A 17005-nucleotide genomic window follows, 5' to 3' on the forward strand; every position below is an offset into this window, starting at 1 on the left:
GCTACGCTGCGGGTTACTCGGCGGCCTCGCGCCCGAGGGGCGGCGGCAGAAGTTCCGCCAGGCAGTCGATGCCGCTCTTCATATCAAAGTCCGCCCGGATGCGCTGCTGTCCCGCATCTCCCAACCGGCGCCGCTCGGCCGGCGCGGCGATCAGGCGGGCCAGCGCGGCGGCCAGCGCCGCCGGGTCCTCGGGCGGCACCAGGGCGCCGCTGGCCCCGTCCTCGATCAGCTCGGGGATGGCCGCGACCCGGGTGGCCAGGCAGGCCAGGGCCTGACTCTGGGCCTCCATCAGCACGTTGGGCAGGCCGTCGCGGTCGCCGTCGCGGGCGATGCGGCTGGCCAGGACGAAGAGGTCGGCCGCGCGGTACTGCGCCAGGATTTCCGTCTGCGCCTGGCTGCCCATCCAGGTGATGCGGCCGGCTAGGCCCAAGGCGGCCGCCTGGCGTTCCAGCGCCCCGCGCAGCGGACCGCCGCCGATGTGGGTCAGCCGCCAGTTCAGGGCCTCCGGCAGTTCGGCCAGGGCCTGCAGCAGCACATCGTAGCCTTTCTTTTCCACCGCCCGGCCCACCGAGAGCAGGCGCACCGGCTGTGCCGGGTCGCTCCCGTCCCGCAGATCCCCGGCGCGTGGCGCGGCGGCGAAGCGGGCGAGGTCCAGGCCGTGGTAGAGCAGGCGGACGCGCCCCGGCCCGGGGTCCGCTTGGGGCGCCAGGGCGCGCAGGTGATCGGCCCCGAAACGGGTGCAGGTTACCAGCCATTCGGCCTCGGCCAGCTTCTCGCGCTTTTCCCACGCCGGGATGGTCCAGATGTCCTTGGCGTGGGCGGAGACGCTCCAGGGCAGGCCGGTCATCAGGGCGGTATAGCGCGCCACCGAGGCGGGGGTGTGCAGGAAATGGGCGTAGAGCCAGGTGACCTCCGCCGGCAGTTCGGCGGCCAGCACGCAGGCCTGGCCGAAACGGCGCGGGCGGTTCGGCGTCCGGTCGCGCCACAGGTCGCGCAGGAAGGCGCGCCGCGCCGCCGCGTAGCCGGGCAGGCGCCGGGCCCGCCACCAGCCGCGCAGCACGCGCAGCGGTTCCTGGTAGAGATATTCCGGCAGATAGCTGACCGGGGCGCGGATCTCGTCGTGCACCGGGTGGCGCTTGCGGTCGGTGGGATGGCGCATGGAAACGAGGCGCAGCGTGAAGCCACGGCGCTCCAGGGCCAGGATCTCCTGGGCGATGAAAGTCTCCGACAGGCGCGGGTAGCCCTTGAGGACCACGGCCACGGCGCCCGGGTCTTGCTGGGCCCGGCCAACCGGCCTGTTGCGTTCCTCGGTCATTTCGGCGGGCACGAAGGCTGCAGTCACAGCCGTCCCTTGCTCGGGGCTTCGGCGACGCTCAGCTTGCTGGCGCCGTGTTCCAGCCAGTATTCGGCCAGGCGCACGACGTTCTCCGGACCGTCCAGCAGCCCCGGCACCACCACTTCCGACGGCTGGCGCTGCTGCGGCAGGTTGCGCAGCGCCGTGGCCATAAGGTGGGGGTTGCGGGCGCCGTCGTCGCGCAGCATGCGCACCAGGCCCAGGTCCTGCGCGCGCGATGCGCGGATGTGCTGTTCCATGCGCGGCTTGGTGCGCGGAATCACCAGGGCGCGCTTGTCGAAGGACAAAACCTCGCAGAAGGTGTTGTAGCCGCCCATGCAGACCACGCCGATGGCACGGTCCATCAGGCTTTCCAGATGGGTCTCGAAGGTCACGGTCTCGACGTTGTTCAGCTGCGCTGCGCGCGCCTGGAAGCTGCTCTGGGCTTCGCCGTTCATGAAGGGTCCGAGCACCAGCAGCGCCGGGTGGGGCAACTGGGGGTCGCTTTCATAGGCGCTCAGCACCCAGTCGATGATGGCCTCGCCGTCGCCGCCGCCGCCGACGGTGACCAGCAGGAAGGGATCCTCGATCTTCTCCAGCACCAGATGGGAATGGACCTTCGGCAGCCGGCGCCGGAGGTAGCCGGTGTAGGTCATCTTCTTGCGAACGGAATCCGGCAGGTCGATGCCTTCCAGGGGATCGCAGATCTGCGGCAGCCCATAGACCCAGATGTCGTCGAAGTAGCGCTGCAGGGCCGGGACCACCTGCTTGCGCTCCCACTCCGGCGCCAGCAGGCCGGGCTCGTCCATCACGTCACGCAGGCCCAGCACGCAGGGCGTGCCGCGCTCGCGCAGCATGGCCAGCGTGCCCTCCACCTCGCCGCGCAGGCCCAGCGGCTCCTTGTCGACGATGAACAGGTCGGGGTCGAAGGCCTCTGCGGTGTGCTCGATGATCGAGGCCCGCATGGCCATGGTCTGCTCGACGTCGATGTGCAGCGCCAGCGAGGTATAGTCGCCGTTGCGCAGCTTGATCACCCCCGGCACCCGCACGAAGTCGACGCGGGAGCGGAAATCGAAGGATCCGATGATCGGCGAGCCGGAGAGGATGAGCACCGAAAGCGAGCGCTGCGCCTCCGCCAGGGTATGGGCGATTTCGCGGCAGCGCCGCAGGTGGCCCAGACCGAAGCTGTCGTGGCTGTAAATAAGGACACGCTTGCCTTTTCGGCTGTCCTGCATGCCGCAGTCTCCCTTTTCGCGGTCTGCCGGCGCGACTATGGCACAGGGGCGCGCGGGCCGGAAGAGCGCTCTGGCGCGCCCGATTCAGGGGGTCGGAAGCGGCCTCCGGCCTCCCATGCGGGTTTCAGAATGTTTCATTTCCGGCGGATCATGCACTAAGTTGCGAAGATCGCAGGTCTGGCGGAGTCCGCAAGGGCGGGCCGCGCCGCCGCCCGGCAACGAGGGCCCATGGAACCGAACATTTTCAAGTACGTATGGCGCCACAGCCGGGCCGAGCAGTTGGTGATCCTGCTGCTGGTGGTGGTTTCGCTGCCCTTCTACTACTTCTCCCTCAATCTGCCTAAGCAGATCGTCAATGAGGGCATCCAGGGCCAGGGCTTCGAATCCCCGGGGTCGACCCAACCGATCTTCCGCTTCGACCTGCCCTACGGCGAAGAACTCTTCGGCGCTCCGGTCACCCTCTTCGACGGCATCGACCTGGTGCAGCGGGACATGCTGCTGGCGCTCAGCTTCTCCTTCCTGGCGCTGGTCTGCGTCAACGGCATGTTCAAGCTGGTGATCAACACCCGCAAGGGGCGCATGGGCGAACGCCTGCTGCGCCGTCTGCGCTTCGAGCTTGCCGACCGCATCCTGCGCTTTCCGCTGCTGCACCTGAAGCGCGTGAAACCGTCTGAAATGGCCACCATGATCAAGGACGAGGTGGAGCCGCTGGGCGGCTTCATCGGCGACGCCTTCGCGACGCCCCTGTTCCTCGGCGGCCAGGCGGCCACGGCCATGCTGTTCATCATGGTGCAGTCGTTCTGGCTGGGTCTGGTGGCGGCGGGCGTGGTGATGTTCCAGTCTTTCCTCATCCCGCGGCTGCGCCGGCGCATCCTGGTGCTCGGCCGCGAGCGTCAGCTCACCGCGCGCCAGCTTGCCGGGCGCATCGGCGAGATCATTGACGGCGGCGTCGAGGTCCAGGCCAACGACGCCAGCAACTTCGAGCGCGCCGACCTGGTCTCGCGCCTCGGGCACATCTACAAGATCCGCTACGAGATCTATCAGAGGAAGTTCTTCGTCAAATTCCTCAACAACCTGCTGGCCCAGATGACGCCCTTTGTGTTCTACGCCGGCGGCGGCCTGCTCGCGATCTCCGGCCACCTGGACATCGGCGCCCTGGTGGCGGTGATCGCCGCCTACAAGGACCTGCCCTCGCCGATCAAGGAACTCATCGACTGGGACCAGCAGCGCCTCGACGTACAGATCAAGTACGAGCAGGTGATCGGCCAGTTCCAGCCGCCGCAGCTCATTGACGCGGCCCTGCAGTCACCGGACAACGAGCCCGGCCCGCCGCTGGCGGGGGAAATCACCGCCTCCGCCCTGACGCTTCTCGACGAGACCGACCAGCCGCTGCTGCGCGCCGTCAACTTCACCGTCGGCGTCACCCAGCACGTAGCCGTCGTCGGCCCCAGCGGCAGCGGCACCGAGCAGCTCAGCTACATGCTCTCCGGCCTGGTCTGGCCCAGCTCCGGCAGCCTGCGCATCGACGGCCGTGACATCGAGCGGCTGCCCGCGGCGGTGACCGGCCGGCGCATGGCCTATGTGGGCCCCAGCGCCTATCACTTCCCGGGCTCGCTGCGCGACAATCTGCTCTACGGCCTGAAGCACCGGCCGGTGCGCCCGGCCGAGTCCGATCAGGCGGCCGGCCACGACTTCCTCGCCGAGGCCAAGCGCGCCGGCAATCCGGACCTCGACATCAACGCCGACTGGATCGACTACGCCGCGGCGGGCGCCGAGGGTCCGCAGGACATCAACGCGCGCCTGCTGGACGTGCTCGACGTCGTCGACCTGAAAAGCGACGCCTACCGCTTCGGGCTGACCGGCACCATTGATCCCGAACGCAGCCCCGAAGTGGTCGAGGGCGTCCTCATGGCCCGCGCCGCGTTGATCGAACGCCTGACGTCCGGCGGCAACGACGACCTCGTCGTGCGCTTCGAGGCCGACAGCTACAACGGCAACGCCAGCGTCGCCGAGAACCTGCTGTTCGGCACGCCGCGGGTGCCGGAGTTCGCCTCCAAGGCGCTGGCCCAGAACGGCACCGTCGCCGCCGTGCTGCGCGAGGCCGAACTGACGGAGGCCTTCGTCGGCATGGGCGTCACCATTGCCAAGACCATGGTCGAGATTTTCGCGGACCTGCCGCCGGGCCACCCCTTCTTCGAACAGTTCAGCTTCATCAGCGACGACGACCTGCCGGAGTTTCGCACCATCATCACGCGGGTCGAAAGCGCCGGTGTCGAGGCCCTCGACGAGGCAGCGCGCAAGCTGCTGCTCGGCTTGCCCTTCAACTACGTCGAGGCGCGCCACCGCCTGGGTCTGGTCGACGAGGCCATGGCCGAACGTCTGGTCGCCGCGCGCCACCGCCTGGCCGAGCGCCTGGAGCGGGACCTGCCCGATGCCGTTGAGTTTTACCGCGCCGACGCCTACAACGCGGCCGCCTCGCTGCAGGACAACATCCTCTTCGGGCGTCTCGCCTTCGGCCAGGCCGGCGCCGAGCAGATCATCGGCGACACCCTGGCCGAGGTGCTGGACGACCTGGGCCTGCGCGAAACGGTGATCGAGGCCGGGCTGGACTACAACGTCGGCCTGGGCGGCGGCCGTCTCAGCGCCATCCAGCGCCAGAAGCTGGCCCTGGCCCGGGCGCTGCTGAAGCGCCCCGATCTGCTGATCATCAACGGGGCGACCGCGGCCATGGACGGCGCCGGACAGCAGCGCCTGGTCGAGCGCATTCTCGACCTGCGCGAGGGACAGGGCGTCATCTGGGTGCTGCAACGCCCTGAGCTGGCGTCGCTTTTTGACACCATCCTCGTCATGCGCGACGGTCGCCTGGTCGAGCAGGGCAGCTACGGTGAGCTGACCAAGAGTGAATCGGCCTTCAAGGACCTGGTCGCAGCGGAATAGGCGAGGACACAGCAACAAGGCCGCCTCTTGCCTGCGGTGGCCGCAATAGCAGGGCCCCAGGGTTCGAACAAAAGGGTCCGCAAACAGGGAAGGCACGAGGGAGCAGGAAATGAGCATCGACCAAGAAGTGGAGATCCTGCGGCGCATACCGATTTTCGCGAAGATCGACCCGCCGAAGCTGAAGCTGATGGCCTTCGCCAGTGAGCGGGTGACCTACAAGCCGGGGCAGACGCTGTTCAAGCAGGGCGAAAGGGGGGACGCGGCCTTCATTGTCCTGCACGGCACGGCCGATGTACTGATCAACGCGGCCAACGGCCCGCTGCGCGTCGCCTCCCTCTCGGAAAACGAGATCATCGGCGAGATCGCCATTCTCTGCGATATCCCGCGCACTGCCACGGTTCAGGCGGCGACCGAGCTGACGACCTTGAGGATCACGGCCGAGCTTTTCTTCCGCATGATCATGGATTTCCCCGAAATGGGGGTCGAGGTGATGCGCGTGCTGGCGCACCGCCTGGAGCAGACCACCGCCCAACTGCGCGAAGTGCAGGCGGCGCGGTGAGCCGCCTGGACAGTTTTCTGCGCCGTCTCCAGGCGCAGCGGGACTGCCTCAACGTCGCCGTCGCCATGATCGCCAAGGTGCCGGGCCCGATCTTCGAGCTCGGCCTGGGCAACGGGCGGACCTACGATCACCTGCGCGAGGCCTGCCCGCGGCGGGAAATCTTCGTCTTCGAGCGCCAGGTCTCCGCTCACCCGGACTGCATTCCCGATGCGGCGCACTTGCTGAAGGGCGATGTCGGCAAGAGCCTGGCGGCGGCGCAGCAGCGCTTTGCCGGAACAGTGGCCCTGGCGCATGCCGATCTGGGCAGCGGCAATCCGCCGCGCGATGCCGAGACCGCGGCGATGATCTCCGCCCGCCTGCCGGCCGTGATGGCGCCCGGGGGCGTGATCATTTCGGATCAGGAACTAACTTTGCCCCAGGCCGAGATCCTGCCGCTGCCGCCGGGCGTACAGGCAGGGCGCTACTTCATGTACCTCTGGCCGAAAACGGCGGATTAGCCGTACGTACGGTCCCCGGTCGCGAGATCATTTCAGGTCCAAAACGACCGGGACATGGTCGGAGGGCTTCTCCCAGCTCCGCGTTTCCCGCACGATCTCCAGCGATTTCAAGCGCTTCTTCAGGGGCGGCGTCACCAGGACGTGGTCCAGCCGCCAGCCGTAGTTCTTGGCGACCGACTGGGCGAAGCGGTAGCCCCACCAGGTGTAGAGCGGTTCCGGTTCCGGAACGAAATACCGGGCGACGTCGATCAGCTCCCCGGAGGCCCACAGCCGGGCCATGTGCTCTACCTCGACCGGCGTATGCCCGACGTTCCGGCGCAGACGCTTGTGGTTCCAGACGTCATGCTCCAGGGGCGCGACGTTCAGGTCGCCGACGATGACCGCCTTGCGCTCGGCCAGCTTGTCCTTCTTGGCCCAGGCCGCCATCTCGCTGAGGAACTGGAGCTTGTGGGCGAACTTGTCATTCTGATCCGGGTCCGGAACGTCCCCGCCGGCGGGGACATAGAAATTGTGCAGCTCGATGCCGCCGACGGAGACGGCGGCGTGGCGGCAGTCGTCGCGGTCGCACCAGACCTCCTTGCGCGGCGTGGTAATGCGCCGGCGCGACAGGATCGCCACCCCGTTGTAGCCCTTCTGGCCGTGGATCACGGCGTGGGGAAAGCCGATGTCCTGCACCTTTTCCAGCGGGAAATCCTCGGTCTGCACCTTGATCTCCTGCAGGCAGAGCACATCGGGCTCGTGGCGCTCGCAGAAGCGCGCCAGGTGGTCCAGGCGCTGGCGGACCGAGTTGACATTCCAGGTGGCGATGCGAAGGGGCATGAGGGACTCCAAGGCGGGCAGGCGATAACGTTCCGTATACGGAATAAGTGAGGCAATTCGTTCCGCAACAGGAATGACGGCGCTTTTCCGGGCGCCAGGGCGGCCGGCCAAGGTAGTGCTTTTGCGCCGGGGTTTGAAGTCGGCGGCGGCTGCTTGGGCGGGGAAAACGGGGAAAAAGGGGCCCGGAGACGGTGGAACGCCCGGTCGGGGGGGATCCGGGCGCTCCATTTCTCCGCGGAGAAGCGAAAGGAAGGCAGGGGAATGCATCCTTCCGCAGTGGCCGGCGCCTTTGCGGCGCCAGCTGTTAGCTCTAATTTAGGTGTGTTTGCCGGCTTTACAATCTTACTTCTGCATGGCGGCGGCCGAATTTCTGCATGGCAGCCGGGAAAACCGCAAAACCCGCAAATCCCCATGAAACTTGCGGCTCCGGCCGGGCAAACGGGCGGCCGGGCATGGGTTTTCGCGGCTTTTGCCGCAAGCGATCAGGCCTGCCCCAGGGCCGCCAGCGGAAAAACGTCGTCGGAAGGCCGGCCCGCGGCCCGGGCCCGCGCCGCGGCGCCGAAGGCCTCGAAAAGCTGGCGCGAGAAGGGGTTCTCCCAGGCCTTGTATTCAGGATGCCACTGCACGCCCAGCGCAAAGGCCTTGGCGTCCTTCACGCTGACCGCCTCGGGCGTGCCGTCCTCGGCCTCGGCCTCGATGACCAGCCGCTCGGCGATGCGGTCCAGCGCCTGCCAGTGCAGGGAGTTGACCATCAGCTCGCCCTCGACGCCGGCCGCCTTGGCCAGGGCCGCGAAGGGGCCGCCTTCGCGCAGCTTCACCGGATGGCGCGGCCCGTACTGCACGTCCAGCTCGGGGTGCTGCGGGCGGCGGTGATCCATGCGCCCCTCCAACTCGTGGACCCGCGCGTGCAGGGTGCCGCCCAGGGCCACGTTCAGTTCCTGAAAGCCGCGGCAGATCACCAGCAGGGGCACGCCTTCCTCGATGGCCAGACGGATCAACGCCAGGCTGGTGGAGTCGCGCGCCGGATCGAAGGGCTCGGCCTCCGGGGTCTCCACCTTGCCGTAGTGGCTGGGGTGCACGTTCGAGGGGCTGCCGGTCATCATCACGCCGTCCAGGCTCTGCACCAGGCGGCGCAGCTCCAGCAGCTCTCCACCCAGCGAGGGGATCATCAGCGGGGCGACGCCGGCGGAGATGGCCAGGGCGCGGACGTATTTGTCACCGACGGTGTGGAACGGCTGGCCGTCGACGTCGCGCACGCAGGCCGGAACGCCGACCAGCGGCAGGGGAGAGGCTTTTGTCATGCCGGTCTAGGTAGCGCCGCGCGCGGGACCTGACAAGCGTGGAGGCCGGGGGGCAGGGTTGCGTCCCGGCCGCCAAGCCGCCCGCGCGGGCCCGGAAGGCCGGTGCGGCGCCCGGGCGTTTCCGCCTCCTCCAAACATTTTTGAACCTTCGGCCCCGGGGCGGCGACAACCTTCCATAACAGGCAATTTCGCCGCGCAAAATCAACCAGAGGAAAATTCAATGCGTATCGTGACCCTGCTGATGATGGGGGCCATCGCCCTGTCTTCCGCCGTCGACGCTTCGGCCCAGACCCGCATGAAACCCAGCCAGCCGACCCCGCCGGCGCGCGCCCTGCCGAAACAGGCTCCGGCCCCAACCCCTCTGCCGCAGGACGTGGCGCCGCTCAAGTCGGACCTGGTGGTTGTCGACCACATGAAGTCCGGACCCACCAAGGTTCTGCTCCGCATCGAGAATCACGGCGCGGGACCGGCTCCGGCGAGCACCCTGTGGATCCGCAACGAGCAGAACCTCGGCGCTCACTCCTACCAGGTCGGCATGATTCCGGCGGGCCACGGCAAGTGGGTCGAGGCGGAAGTCTGGCCCCAGGTGAAGGCGGGCGACCTGTTCTTGGTCGTCGCCGACTTCACCAAGAAGGTCGTTGAGACCAACGAAAACAACAACAGGTACCGTTTCACCTGGTAGGCCGCTTCCTCAAGCCATCCATGCCGAAAAGCAGCGCGGCACCCCGTCCCCGGGGTGCCGCTTTCCGGCCGGCGGCCTGGGCCATTCCCCGCCGCTCCAAACCCGCAGAAAACTGCGATTTCCACAGTTGAAAAGGATTTTGAACCCCTTACCGGCTTCCTGCGACTAACCTCCTGAAACCCGCAATTCTCGCCGCTTCACGCCAATCCGGAGGAAAACCCCATGCGATCCGCGACCCTGGCCCTGATGGCCGCCCTTGCCGTGAGTTCCGCCGCCCTGGCGACCGCTGAGGATGCTTCGGCCCAGACCCGACTCAAGCCCGGCCAGCAGGTGCAGCCGATCCCGACGCCGACCCTGAAGAAAAAAGCGCCGCCGGAGGCCAAGCCGGACATCGTCATCACCCAGGCCGAGAAGACCGGGCCGGACAGCTTCCGCTTCTTCATCGAGAACCACGGCACCAAGGACTTCATGACCTGCGGCGTGCAGATCGAGAACAAGACCAGCGGCGGCGCCGGCATCATGACGGTGCGCGGCCTGCAGGCGGGCGGCAGCGGCTGGCGCGAGGCGAAGATCTGGCCCAACGTGAAGGCTGGCGACAAGTTCGATCTCTACGCCGACTACGGCAACAAGATCGCCGAGACCAACGAGACCAATAACGCCTTCAGCTTCAACTGGTAGCCTCGCCGGAGGTTCCTTCCCAAGCCACTTTGATCCGAAAAGCAAAAAACGGCCCCTCCGCAAAAGGAGGGGCCGTTTCGCTGTCCTTGGCGCGCCGGAAGGCGGCCTACTGGTCCTGGTTCCTACCGCCCTGCCAGACCTCCAGGTCGCCGGTCTTGAACAGGTCGGGATCGACTTCCACGCCGAAGACGGGGTTGACCAGCGACACCTGGGTCTCGATGCCCTGGGGGTCGGTGATCTCCCACTTCCTGAGGCTCAAGGGGTCGTCACTGAAGATCAGCGTCACCGCGCCGCTGTCGGGCGTCTCGGCGTCGCGCAGCGTGAGGCGCAGGGTGCCGAGCGCTTCCTCGATGGCGACGACCTCGACGTTTTCGTCGAGGCGAACCTTTTCGCGGATCAGGAACCACAGCGGCGTTTCCCACAGCGGCAGGAAGGTCGCCTCCTTCAGCTCCTTATCGTAATAGAGCAGCGACAGGCCGTTGGCGATCATCAGCACCGGCGTGGGCGGGTCGTAATCGAAGCGCAGGTGTCCGGGCCGGTCCAGGTAGACCTCCCCTTCGGCGTAGGCGCCGTTGGAGGAGACCTGCACGAAGCGCGCCTGCATGGTCTGGATCTCGTTGAGGTAGCGCTCGACCCGGGTCACCGCGGCGACATCGTCGGGCGACAGCGAGGCGGTCTGCGCGCGACTGTCGGCAAGACCGGCCGGGGCGGCGCCCAGCAGCAGGACCGTGGCGCCCAGCGCGCCCAGCAGGCGCCGGCGCAGGCTCGTCCGGGTTCGGGTCATGCGTCGCCGCCGCCCGGCGGCAGCACTTCGCGTTTACCCACGTGGTTCGCTGCGGAGATCAAGCCTTCGGCCTCCATGCGTTCGATGATCCGGGCGGCGCGGTTGTAGCCGATCTGCAGGTGACGCTGCACGAAGCTGGTCGACGCCTTGCGATGCTGCAATACCACTTGTACGGCGCGGTCGTAGAGGTCATCCCCGCTGCTCTCGCCGCCCGGGCCGACGCCACCGCCGCCACCGTCGAGATCCAGCTCGCCTTCGTCGGTGATGGCTTCGATGTAGGAAGGCTCCCCCTGCTTTTTCAAGAAGGCGACCACGTCTTCCACTTCCTGGTCGGTGACCAGCGGCCCATGCACGCGCAGGATGCGCCCGCCCTGGGCCATGTAGAGCATGTCGCCCTGGCCCAGCAGCTGCTCGGCGCCCTGCTCGCCCAGGATGGTGCGGCTGTCGATCTTGGAGGTGACGTGGAAGGAGATGCGCGTCGGGAAGTTGGCCTTGATGGTGCCGGTGATGACGTCCACCGAGGGGCGCTGGGTGGCGACGATCAGGTGGATGCCCGCCGCCCGCGCCATCTGCGCCAGACGCTGGATCGCGGCCTCGACATCCTTGCCGGCGACCAGCATGAGGTCGGCCAGCTCGTCGACCACCACCACGATCAGCGGTAGCGGCTCCAGGTCGAAGGGCTCCTCCTCGTGGATCGGCTGGCCGGTTTCCGGGTCGAAGCCGGTCTGCACCTTGCGGGTCAGCACCTCGCCCTTGCGGCGCGCCTCTTCGACGCGGGCGTTGTAACCCTCCAGGTTGCGCACGCCCAGGCGCGACATGGCGCGGTAGCGCTCCTCCATCTCGCGCACCGTCCACTTCAGCGCCACCACCGCCTTCTTGGCCTCGGTCACCACCGGGGCCAGCAGGTGCGGGATGCCGTCGTAGACGGAAAGCTCCAGCATCTTGGGGTCGACCATGATGAACTTGCAGCGGTCAGGGCCCAGGCGATAGAGCAGCGACAGGATCATGGCGTTGATCGCCACCGACTTGCCCGAGCCGGTGGTGCCGGCGACCAGCAGGTGCGGCATGCGCGCCAGGTCGACCAGCGAGGGATTGCCGCCGATGTCCTTGCCCAGGACCAGCGGCAGCTTGCCGTTGTTTTTCTCGTAGTCCTCGGCGGCCAGCAGTTCGCGCAGGTAGACGGTCTCGCGCTTGGCGTTGGGCAGCTCGATGCCGATGACGCTGTCGCCCGGCACCACGGCGACGCGCACCGAGACCGCGCTCATGGAACGGGCGATATCGTCGGCCAGGCCGATCACGCGACTGGTCTTGGTGCCCGGCGCGGGCTCCAGCTCGTAGCGCGTGACGACCGGGCCCGGGCGCACCTTCACGATCTCGCCGCGCACGCCGAAGTCCTCCAGCACCGTCTCCAGCAGGCGGGCGTTCTTCTCCAGGGCGTCACGGTTCAGGCTTTCGCCCTTGCCCGCGCCCTTGGGCAGGTCCAGCAAGGTCAGCGGCGGCGTCTCGTAGACGCCGGTCGCGCCCAGGTCGAGGCGGCCCTGCGCGGCGGTCCTGGCGCGCTTGCCGGGCCGGGTCTTCTGGCGCGGGGCGGCGACCAGCTCGGCCTCTTCCTCGTCGTCCTCGGCGCGCGCGGCCGCCCGGCGCAGGGCGGGGGCCAACTCGTCGCCGTCATCCTCCTCCAGGTCCTCGTCCAGAACCGGCTCCAGGCGCTGGCGCCTTGCGGCGGCGCGCGCCTCGCCGGGCTCGACCGGGTTCTGGCGCTCCACGACGCTGATGATGCCGCGGCGCGCCCCGCCGAAGACCCAGGCGACGCCGCCGCGCAGCACGCGCCATTCGCCGGCGGTGAGGCCCAGGGCGAAGAACAGCGCGGCGAGGCCGAGTGGAAAGGCGACAAGGGCCAGCAGCCAGACCGGCAGATCGCTGAGGCTCTGCGTCTGACCCAGCACCAGGTCGCCGACGAAGCCGCCGAGCTTGTTGTCCAGCGGCCAGCTGGCCGGGCGCGGGAAGGATTCCAGCGCCATGGCCAGCAGGATGAGGCCGGCGGGAAAGGCGGCCAGGCGCCACCACCAGCGTGTCGGCAGCTGGCGCTCGCGCAACAGGCGCCAGCCCCAGGCGAAGAGCACCAGCGGCGCCAGCAGGGCGGCCATGCCGAGGGATTGCATCATGACGTCGGCGCTGTAGGAGCCGAGGACGCCCAGCGGATTGCTCACCGCGACGCCGGTGGAATCGTTCCACGAAGGGTCCTGCGGATTGTAAGTCAGGCAGGCGATCAGCAGCGCGAAGGCGAGGACCGCCAGCAGGCCGCCGCCCAGTTCGATGGCGCGCTTTTTGAAGAACTCATTGGTGCCGCTGGGCAGCAGCGTGGTGCGTCCCTCGCGGGTCGAGCTGTTGGAGCGCAGGACCATGACCTAGCCCTCCGCCGCCGCGACCTGCGGCGCGGCGCTCACCGCCGCGTCGTCGTCGCCCACGTCATCGCCAAGCACCTGCACGATGCGGTTGAGGCCTTCCTCGGTGGTCGCGGCGTCATAGACCAGGGCGACGCGGATGTAGCGCGCCCCGGGATTGACGCCGTCGGGTCCCGGCTCGCTCATGTAGCCGCCGGGCACCACGCGCACGCCGGCTTCGCGCCACAGCTTCAAGGCCGCGGCTTCGCCGTCGCCGACGTCGAGCCACAGGAAGAAGCCGCCGTCGGGTTTGCGGAAGCCGAAGCGGTTGCCGAGGATGCGCGCGGCCAGTTCGAAGTTGCGGCGGTAGTAGTCGCGGTTGGCCTCGACGTGCGCCTCCTCGCGCCACAGCCGGGTGCCGGCGGCGAGGATCGGCAGCGACACCCCGGCACCGCCGACGCGCAGGGCGGCGTCCAGTTTGTCGATCAGGGCAGCGTCGCCGGCGGCGAAGCCGCAGCGCAGGCCCGGCGCGGAGGACCGCTTGGAGAGGGAATGGAAGGCCAGGACATGGTCCAGGGCGCCGCCGCTCTCGGCGATGACCTCCAGAACCCCCGCCGGCGGCGTCGTGTCGTAGATCTCCGCGTAGCACTCGTCGAAGCCGACGATGAAGTCGTGGCGGCGGGCCAGCGCGACGAGGCGGGCCAGGTAGGCGCGGTCGGCGGCCGCGCCCTGCGGGTTGGCCGGGGAGTTCAGGAAGCAGAAGACCGCGCGGTCCAGCACCGCGGGATCGAGCGCGCCGTAGTTCGGCATGAAGCCGGTCGCGGCGGTCGCCGGCACGAAGACCGGCTCGGCGCCCATGGCCACGGCCGCGCCGGCGTAGACGTGGTAGAAGGGGTTGGGCATGAGGATGACCGGCGGTGCGCCGTCCCCCTTGCCCTCGACCGCGTGTTCCTGCACCGCCGAGACCACCGCGAAGAACAGGCCCTCACGGCTGCCCGGCAGCGGCAGGACGTGGCGCTGCGGATCGATCATGCCCTGGGGCAGGCCGTAGCGGCGGGTCAGCCAGTCGGCGCAGGCGCCGTTGTATGCCGCGGTGCCGCGCGGCGGCGGATAGCTCGACCACTTCGCCGCGGCGCCGACGATCTCCTCGGTCACGAAGGCCGGGGGCTGGTTCTTCGGCTCGCCGATCGACAGCAGGATCGGCGTGTCGTGGCCGGCCGGATGGGCATCCAGCAGGCGGCTCAGCCTGGCGAAGGGGTGGAAGGCTTGAAAGCTGCGGCGTTCGGGCAAGACGGCTCGGTTCCGAATGGTTTCCTGGAATTGCTCCCGGGAGTTCTCCCCCGGGGGTTCCTCCCGGCGGGCCCATCGTCGGCGTCGGTCACCCCCCGCCGAAACCGGCGGTGATGACCATGGCGGTGCGGCGCTGCTTCGCGCGGCGGTACAAAACGCAAACGACTCCGGCGGATTCTATCTGCGCCGCCGGGGCGCGACAAGCCTTGGCCCAAGGCGTCCCGGGCGGCGGCAGGGGCAAGGCTAGGGGCGAAATGTGGCAGAAAAAGAGGCCCCAAAAATAAGACCCCAAAAAAGAGGCCCCAAAAAAGAGGCCTGGGAGCGATGGCTCCCAGGCCCAGTCTTGGCAGAGGATAATCGTGTTCCTGGAGGAGCTCGATTATCAGGTGGGTTTCGGAGAAACCCGGTCAGAGGGAAATCCCTCTAGAGCGATTGCGACCCGTGGCCGAACTCGGGATAGGCTTCCATCCCCAGTTCCGCCTTGTCGAGACCCATCTCTTCGGCTTCCTCGTCGACGCGCAGGCCGACGGTGTACTTCAGGACGAGCCAGACGATGGCGCTGGTCACGATCATGAAGATGCCGACCGCGACGATGCCGATGACCTGCGTCACCAGGCTGCCGCCGCCGAAGATGCCGACCGCCAGGGTGCCCCAGATGCCGGCCACCAGGTGGGCGGAGATGGCGCCGACCACGTCGTCGATCTTCAGCTTGTCGATCAGCGGCACGGCGAAGACCACCAGCGCGCCACCGATGCCGCCGACGATGATCGACAGGAAGTGGTTCTGCAGGTCCGGACCGGCGGTGATCGCGACCAGGCCGCCGATGGCACCGTTGAGGGCCATGGTCAGGTCGATCTTCTTGTAGATCAGCTGGGTCAGGATCATCGCGGCCACCACGCCGGCGCAGGCCGCCATGTTGGTGTTCACGTAGACGATGGCCATGGCCGAGGCGTCGAGGGCCGAGCCCAGGGCGAGCTGTGAGCCGCCGTTGAAGCCGAACCAGCCGAGCCACAGGATGAAGGTGCCCAGGGTGGCCAGCGGCAGGTTGGCGCCCGGCATGGGGTGCACGGAGCCGTCGGCGCCGAACTTGCCCTTACGCGGGCCCAGGATGATGGCGCCCACCAGGGCCGCCCAGCCGCCCACGGAGTGGACGATGGTCGAGCCGGCGAAGTCGGAGAAGCCCATCTCGCTGAGCCAGCCGCCACCCCAGGTCCAGGCGCCCTGGATCGGGTAGAGGAAGGCGGTCAGGATGACCACGAAGATCATGAAGGGCCAGTACTTGATGCGCTCGGCCAGGGTGCCCGAGACGATCGAGGCGGCCGTGGCGACGAAGACCATCTGGAAGAACCAGTCGGACATCACCGAGTAGCCGTTGTCGGTCACCGCGGCGATCAGCTCCGGCGTCGCCTCGTCGGCGCCCAGCAGCGCCAGTTCAGCCGAGCTCGTGTTGTAGAGCAGGCTGAAGGAGCCGATGTAGCCCGAAACGTCGACGTACATCAGGTTGTAGCCGATGACGTAGTAGCAGATGCCGGCGACCGAATAGAGCGCGATGTTCTTCAGGCAGATGGTCGCGGTGTTCTTGGTGCGCACCAGGCCGGATTCCAGCATGGCGAAGCCGGCGGCCATCCACATGACCAGGAAGCCGGATACCAGGAACGCAAAGGTGTTGAAGACGAAAGCCGTCTCTGCGGAGACCTCCGCGCGGGCCGGCGCGCTGGCGACCAGCACAGCTGCGGCGGCGAGGCCCGCGAGGCCAAGCTTGCGGCCGAAAGAAGTGCCCATAACTCTCATTTCCCTAAATCCCTTCTACAGAGCCTCAGCATTGGTCTCGCCGGTGCGGATGCGCACGGCGTGGCCAACGTCGAGAACAAAGATTTTTCCATCCCCGATCCGGCCGGTGTTGGCCGAATTCTGAATGGTCTCCACCACCTGCCCGACGGCGTCGTCGGACACGGCAACCTCGATTTTCACCTTGGGAAGAAAGTTCACCGAGTACTCCGCGCCGCGGTAGATCTCGGTCTGGCCCTTCTGTCGGCCATAGCCTTTCACTTCACTGACCGTGAGGCCCTCGATCCCAATTCCCGTGAGTGCTTCTCTCACATCATCCAGCTTGAACGGCTTGATGATGGCCATAACCATCTTCATGCGCCGGTATCCCCTCTTCCTCTGTCGCACCGGTGTTTTCCAGACGGTCCCCGGTGCAGTTGAGCCGCCTGCCGGACAAAGTCCGGAACGCTATGCCGCCGCCCGAAAACGCCGGCACTTGGCCTCACAGAGTCAAGAAGCGTGCCAAGTCGCATCGTCTGCATAAAAACGACTGGATTCCGCCATTTCGGCTGCGTCGCCGACGGCCGGCTGCTCAAAAGGAGATCGTTTGCGTGCGCCTATTTTTTAGGCAGGAGTTAAGGGTTGTCTAAAAATTGTGCACCGCGATACGACAGATTCGGAAAGCCCGCGGCGCCGGGCCGTCGCCCTGCGGCAAGCGGCGTCTGGACAAGCCCGGCTG

Annotated in this window: 14 protein-coding genes; 5 read left to right on the forward strand and 9 right to left on the reverse strand. The window is 67.7% G+C overall.

From position 1 onward, the window contains the following. Positions 1–13: 13 nt before the first annotated feature. Both H7X47_RS01370 and H7X47_RS01375 read right to left on the reverse strand, forming a co-directional pair. Positions 14–1315 carry a glycosyltransferase gene (locus H7X47_RS01370; RefSeq protein WP_193367505.1) on the reverse strand — a complete coding sequence of 434 codons (1302 nt, stop codon included), beginning with the start codon at positions 1313–1315 and terminating at the stop codon, positions 14–16. A 23-nt stretch (positions 1316–1338) separates the two neighbouring features. Further along, positions 1339–2568, reverse strand: a complete 1230-nt coding sequence (locus H7X47_RS01375; RefSeq protein ID WP_193366816.1) for a glycosyltransferase family protein — start codon at positions 2566–2568, stop codon at positions 1339–1341. 228 nt (positions 2569–2796) lie between these two features. Here H7X47_RS01375 and H7X47_RS01380 point away from each other — a divergent pair, with 228 nt between their 5' ends. From H7X47_RS01380 to H7X47_RS01390, 3 genes are all read left to right on the forward strand, one after another. Next, positions 2797–5505 carry an ATP-binding cassette domain-containing protein gene (locus H7X47_RS01380; protein WP_193366817.1) on the forward strand — a complete coding sequence of 903 codons (2709 nt, stop codon included), beginning with the start codon at positions 2797–2799 and terminating at the stop codon, positions 5503–5505. 109 nt (positions 5506–5614) lie between these two features. Further along, a complete protein-coding gene (locus tag H7X47_RS01385) occupies positions 5615–6064 on the forward strand; it encodes a cyclic nucleotide-binding domain-containing protein (RefSeq protein ID WP_193366818.1) in 450 nt (149 codons plus the stop codon). Next, positions 6061–6561 carry a class I SAM-dependent methyltransferase gene (locus H7X47_RS01390; protein WP_193366819.1) on the forward strand — a complete coding sequence of 167 codons (501 nt, stop codon included), beginning with the start codon at positions 6061–6063 and terminating at the stop codon, positions 6559–6561. The genes H7X47_RS01385 and H7X47_RS01390 overlap by 4 nt, the downstream gene beginning before the upstream one ends. A gap of 27 nt (positions 6562–6588) precedes the next feature. On the opposite strand, the gene xth is transcribed toward H7X47_RS01390, so the two are convergent. Continuing rightward, positions 6589–7380 (reverse strand): exodeoxyribonuclease III, encoded by a 792-nt coding sequence (gene xth, locus H7X47_RS01395; RefSeq protein WP_193366820.1) that lies wholly within the window; start codon positions 7378–7380, stop codon positions 6589–6591. Positions 7381–7862: 482 nt separating this feature from the next. Then, positions 7863–8681, reverse strand: coding sequence for a gamma-glutamyl-gamma-aminobutyrate hydrolase family protein (locus H7X47_RS01400; protein ID WP_193366821.1), 819 nt, complete (start codon positions 8679–8681; stop codon positions 7863–7865). Positions 8682–8901: 220 nt separating this feature from the next. Between H7X47_RS01400 and H7X47_RS01405 the strand changes: the two genes are divergently transcribed. Both H7X47_RS01405 and H7X47_RS01410 read left to right on the forward strand, forming a co-directional pair. Then, positions 8902–9363, forward strand: coding sequence for a CARDB domain-containing protein (locus tag H7X47_RS01405; RefSeq protein WP_193366822.1), 462 nt, complete (start codon positions 8902–8904; stop codon positions 9361–9363). 222 nt (positions 9364–9585) lie between these two features. Beyond that, positions 9586–10041 (forward strand): CARDB domain-containing protein, encoded by a 456-nt coding sequence (locus tag H7X47_RS01410; protein ID WP_193366823.1) that lies wholly within the window; start codon positions 9586–9588, stop codon positions 10039–10041. A 106-nt stretch (positions 10042–10147) separates the two neighbouring features. Here H7X47_RS01410 and H7X47_RS01415 read toward each other — a convergent pair whose 3' ends face one another. From H7X47_RS01415 to H7X47_RS01435, 5 genes are all read right to left on the reverse strand, one after another. Further along, the gene (locus H7X47_RS01415) at positions 10148–10825 is read right to left on the reverse strand and encodes a LolA family protein (protein WP_193366824.1); all 678 of its coding nucleotides are present in this window, start codon (positions 10823–10825) and stop codon (positions 10148–10150) included. After that, a complete protein-coding gene (locus tag H7X47_RS01420) occupies positions 10822–13230 on the reverse strand; it encodes a DNA translocase FtsK (protein ID WP_193366825.1) in 2409 nt (802 codons plus the stop codon). The genes H7X47_RS01415 and H7X47_RS01420 overlap by 4 nt, the downstream gene beginning before the upstream one ends. Positions 13231–13233: 3 nt before the next feature. Further along, on the reverse strand, positions 13234–14499 hold the full coding sequence (locus H7X47_RS01425) for an aminotransferase class I/II-fold pyridoxal phosphate-dependent enzyme (protein ID WP_227010111.1): 1266 nt from the start codon (positions 14497–14499) through the stop codon (positions 13234–13236). 423 nt (positions 14500–14922) lie between these two features. Continuing rightward, positions 14923–16281, reverse strand: coding sequence for an ammonium transporter (amt, locus tag H7X47_RS01430; protein WP_227010112.1), 1359 nt, complete (start codon positions 16279–16281; stop codon positions 14923–14925). Between the two features lie 24 nt (positions 16282–16305). Beyond that, positions 16306–16644 (reverse strand): P-II family nitrogen regulator, encoded by a 339-nt coding sequence (locus tag H7X47_RS01435; protein WP_193366827.1) that lies wholly within the window; start codon positions 16642–16644, stop codon positions 16306–16308. Positions 16645–17005: the final 361 nt, after the last annotated feature.

Origin of the sequence: Pelagibius marinus (genome assembly GCF_014925385.1) — a bacterium.
Classification (GTDB): domain Bacteria; phylum Pseudomonadota; class Alphaproteobacteria; order Kiloniellales; family Kiloniellaceae; genus Pelagibius; species Pelagibius marinus.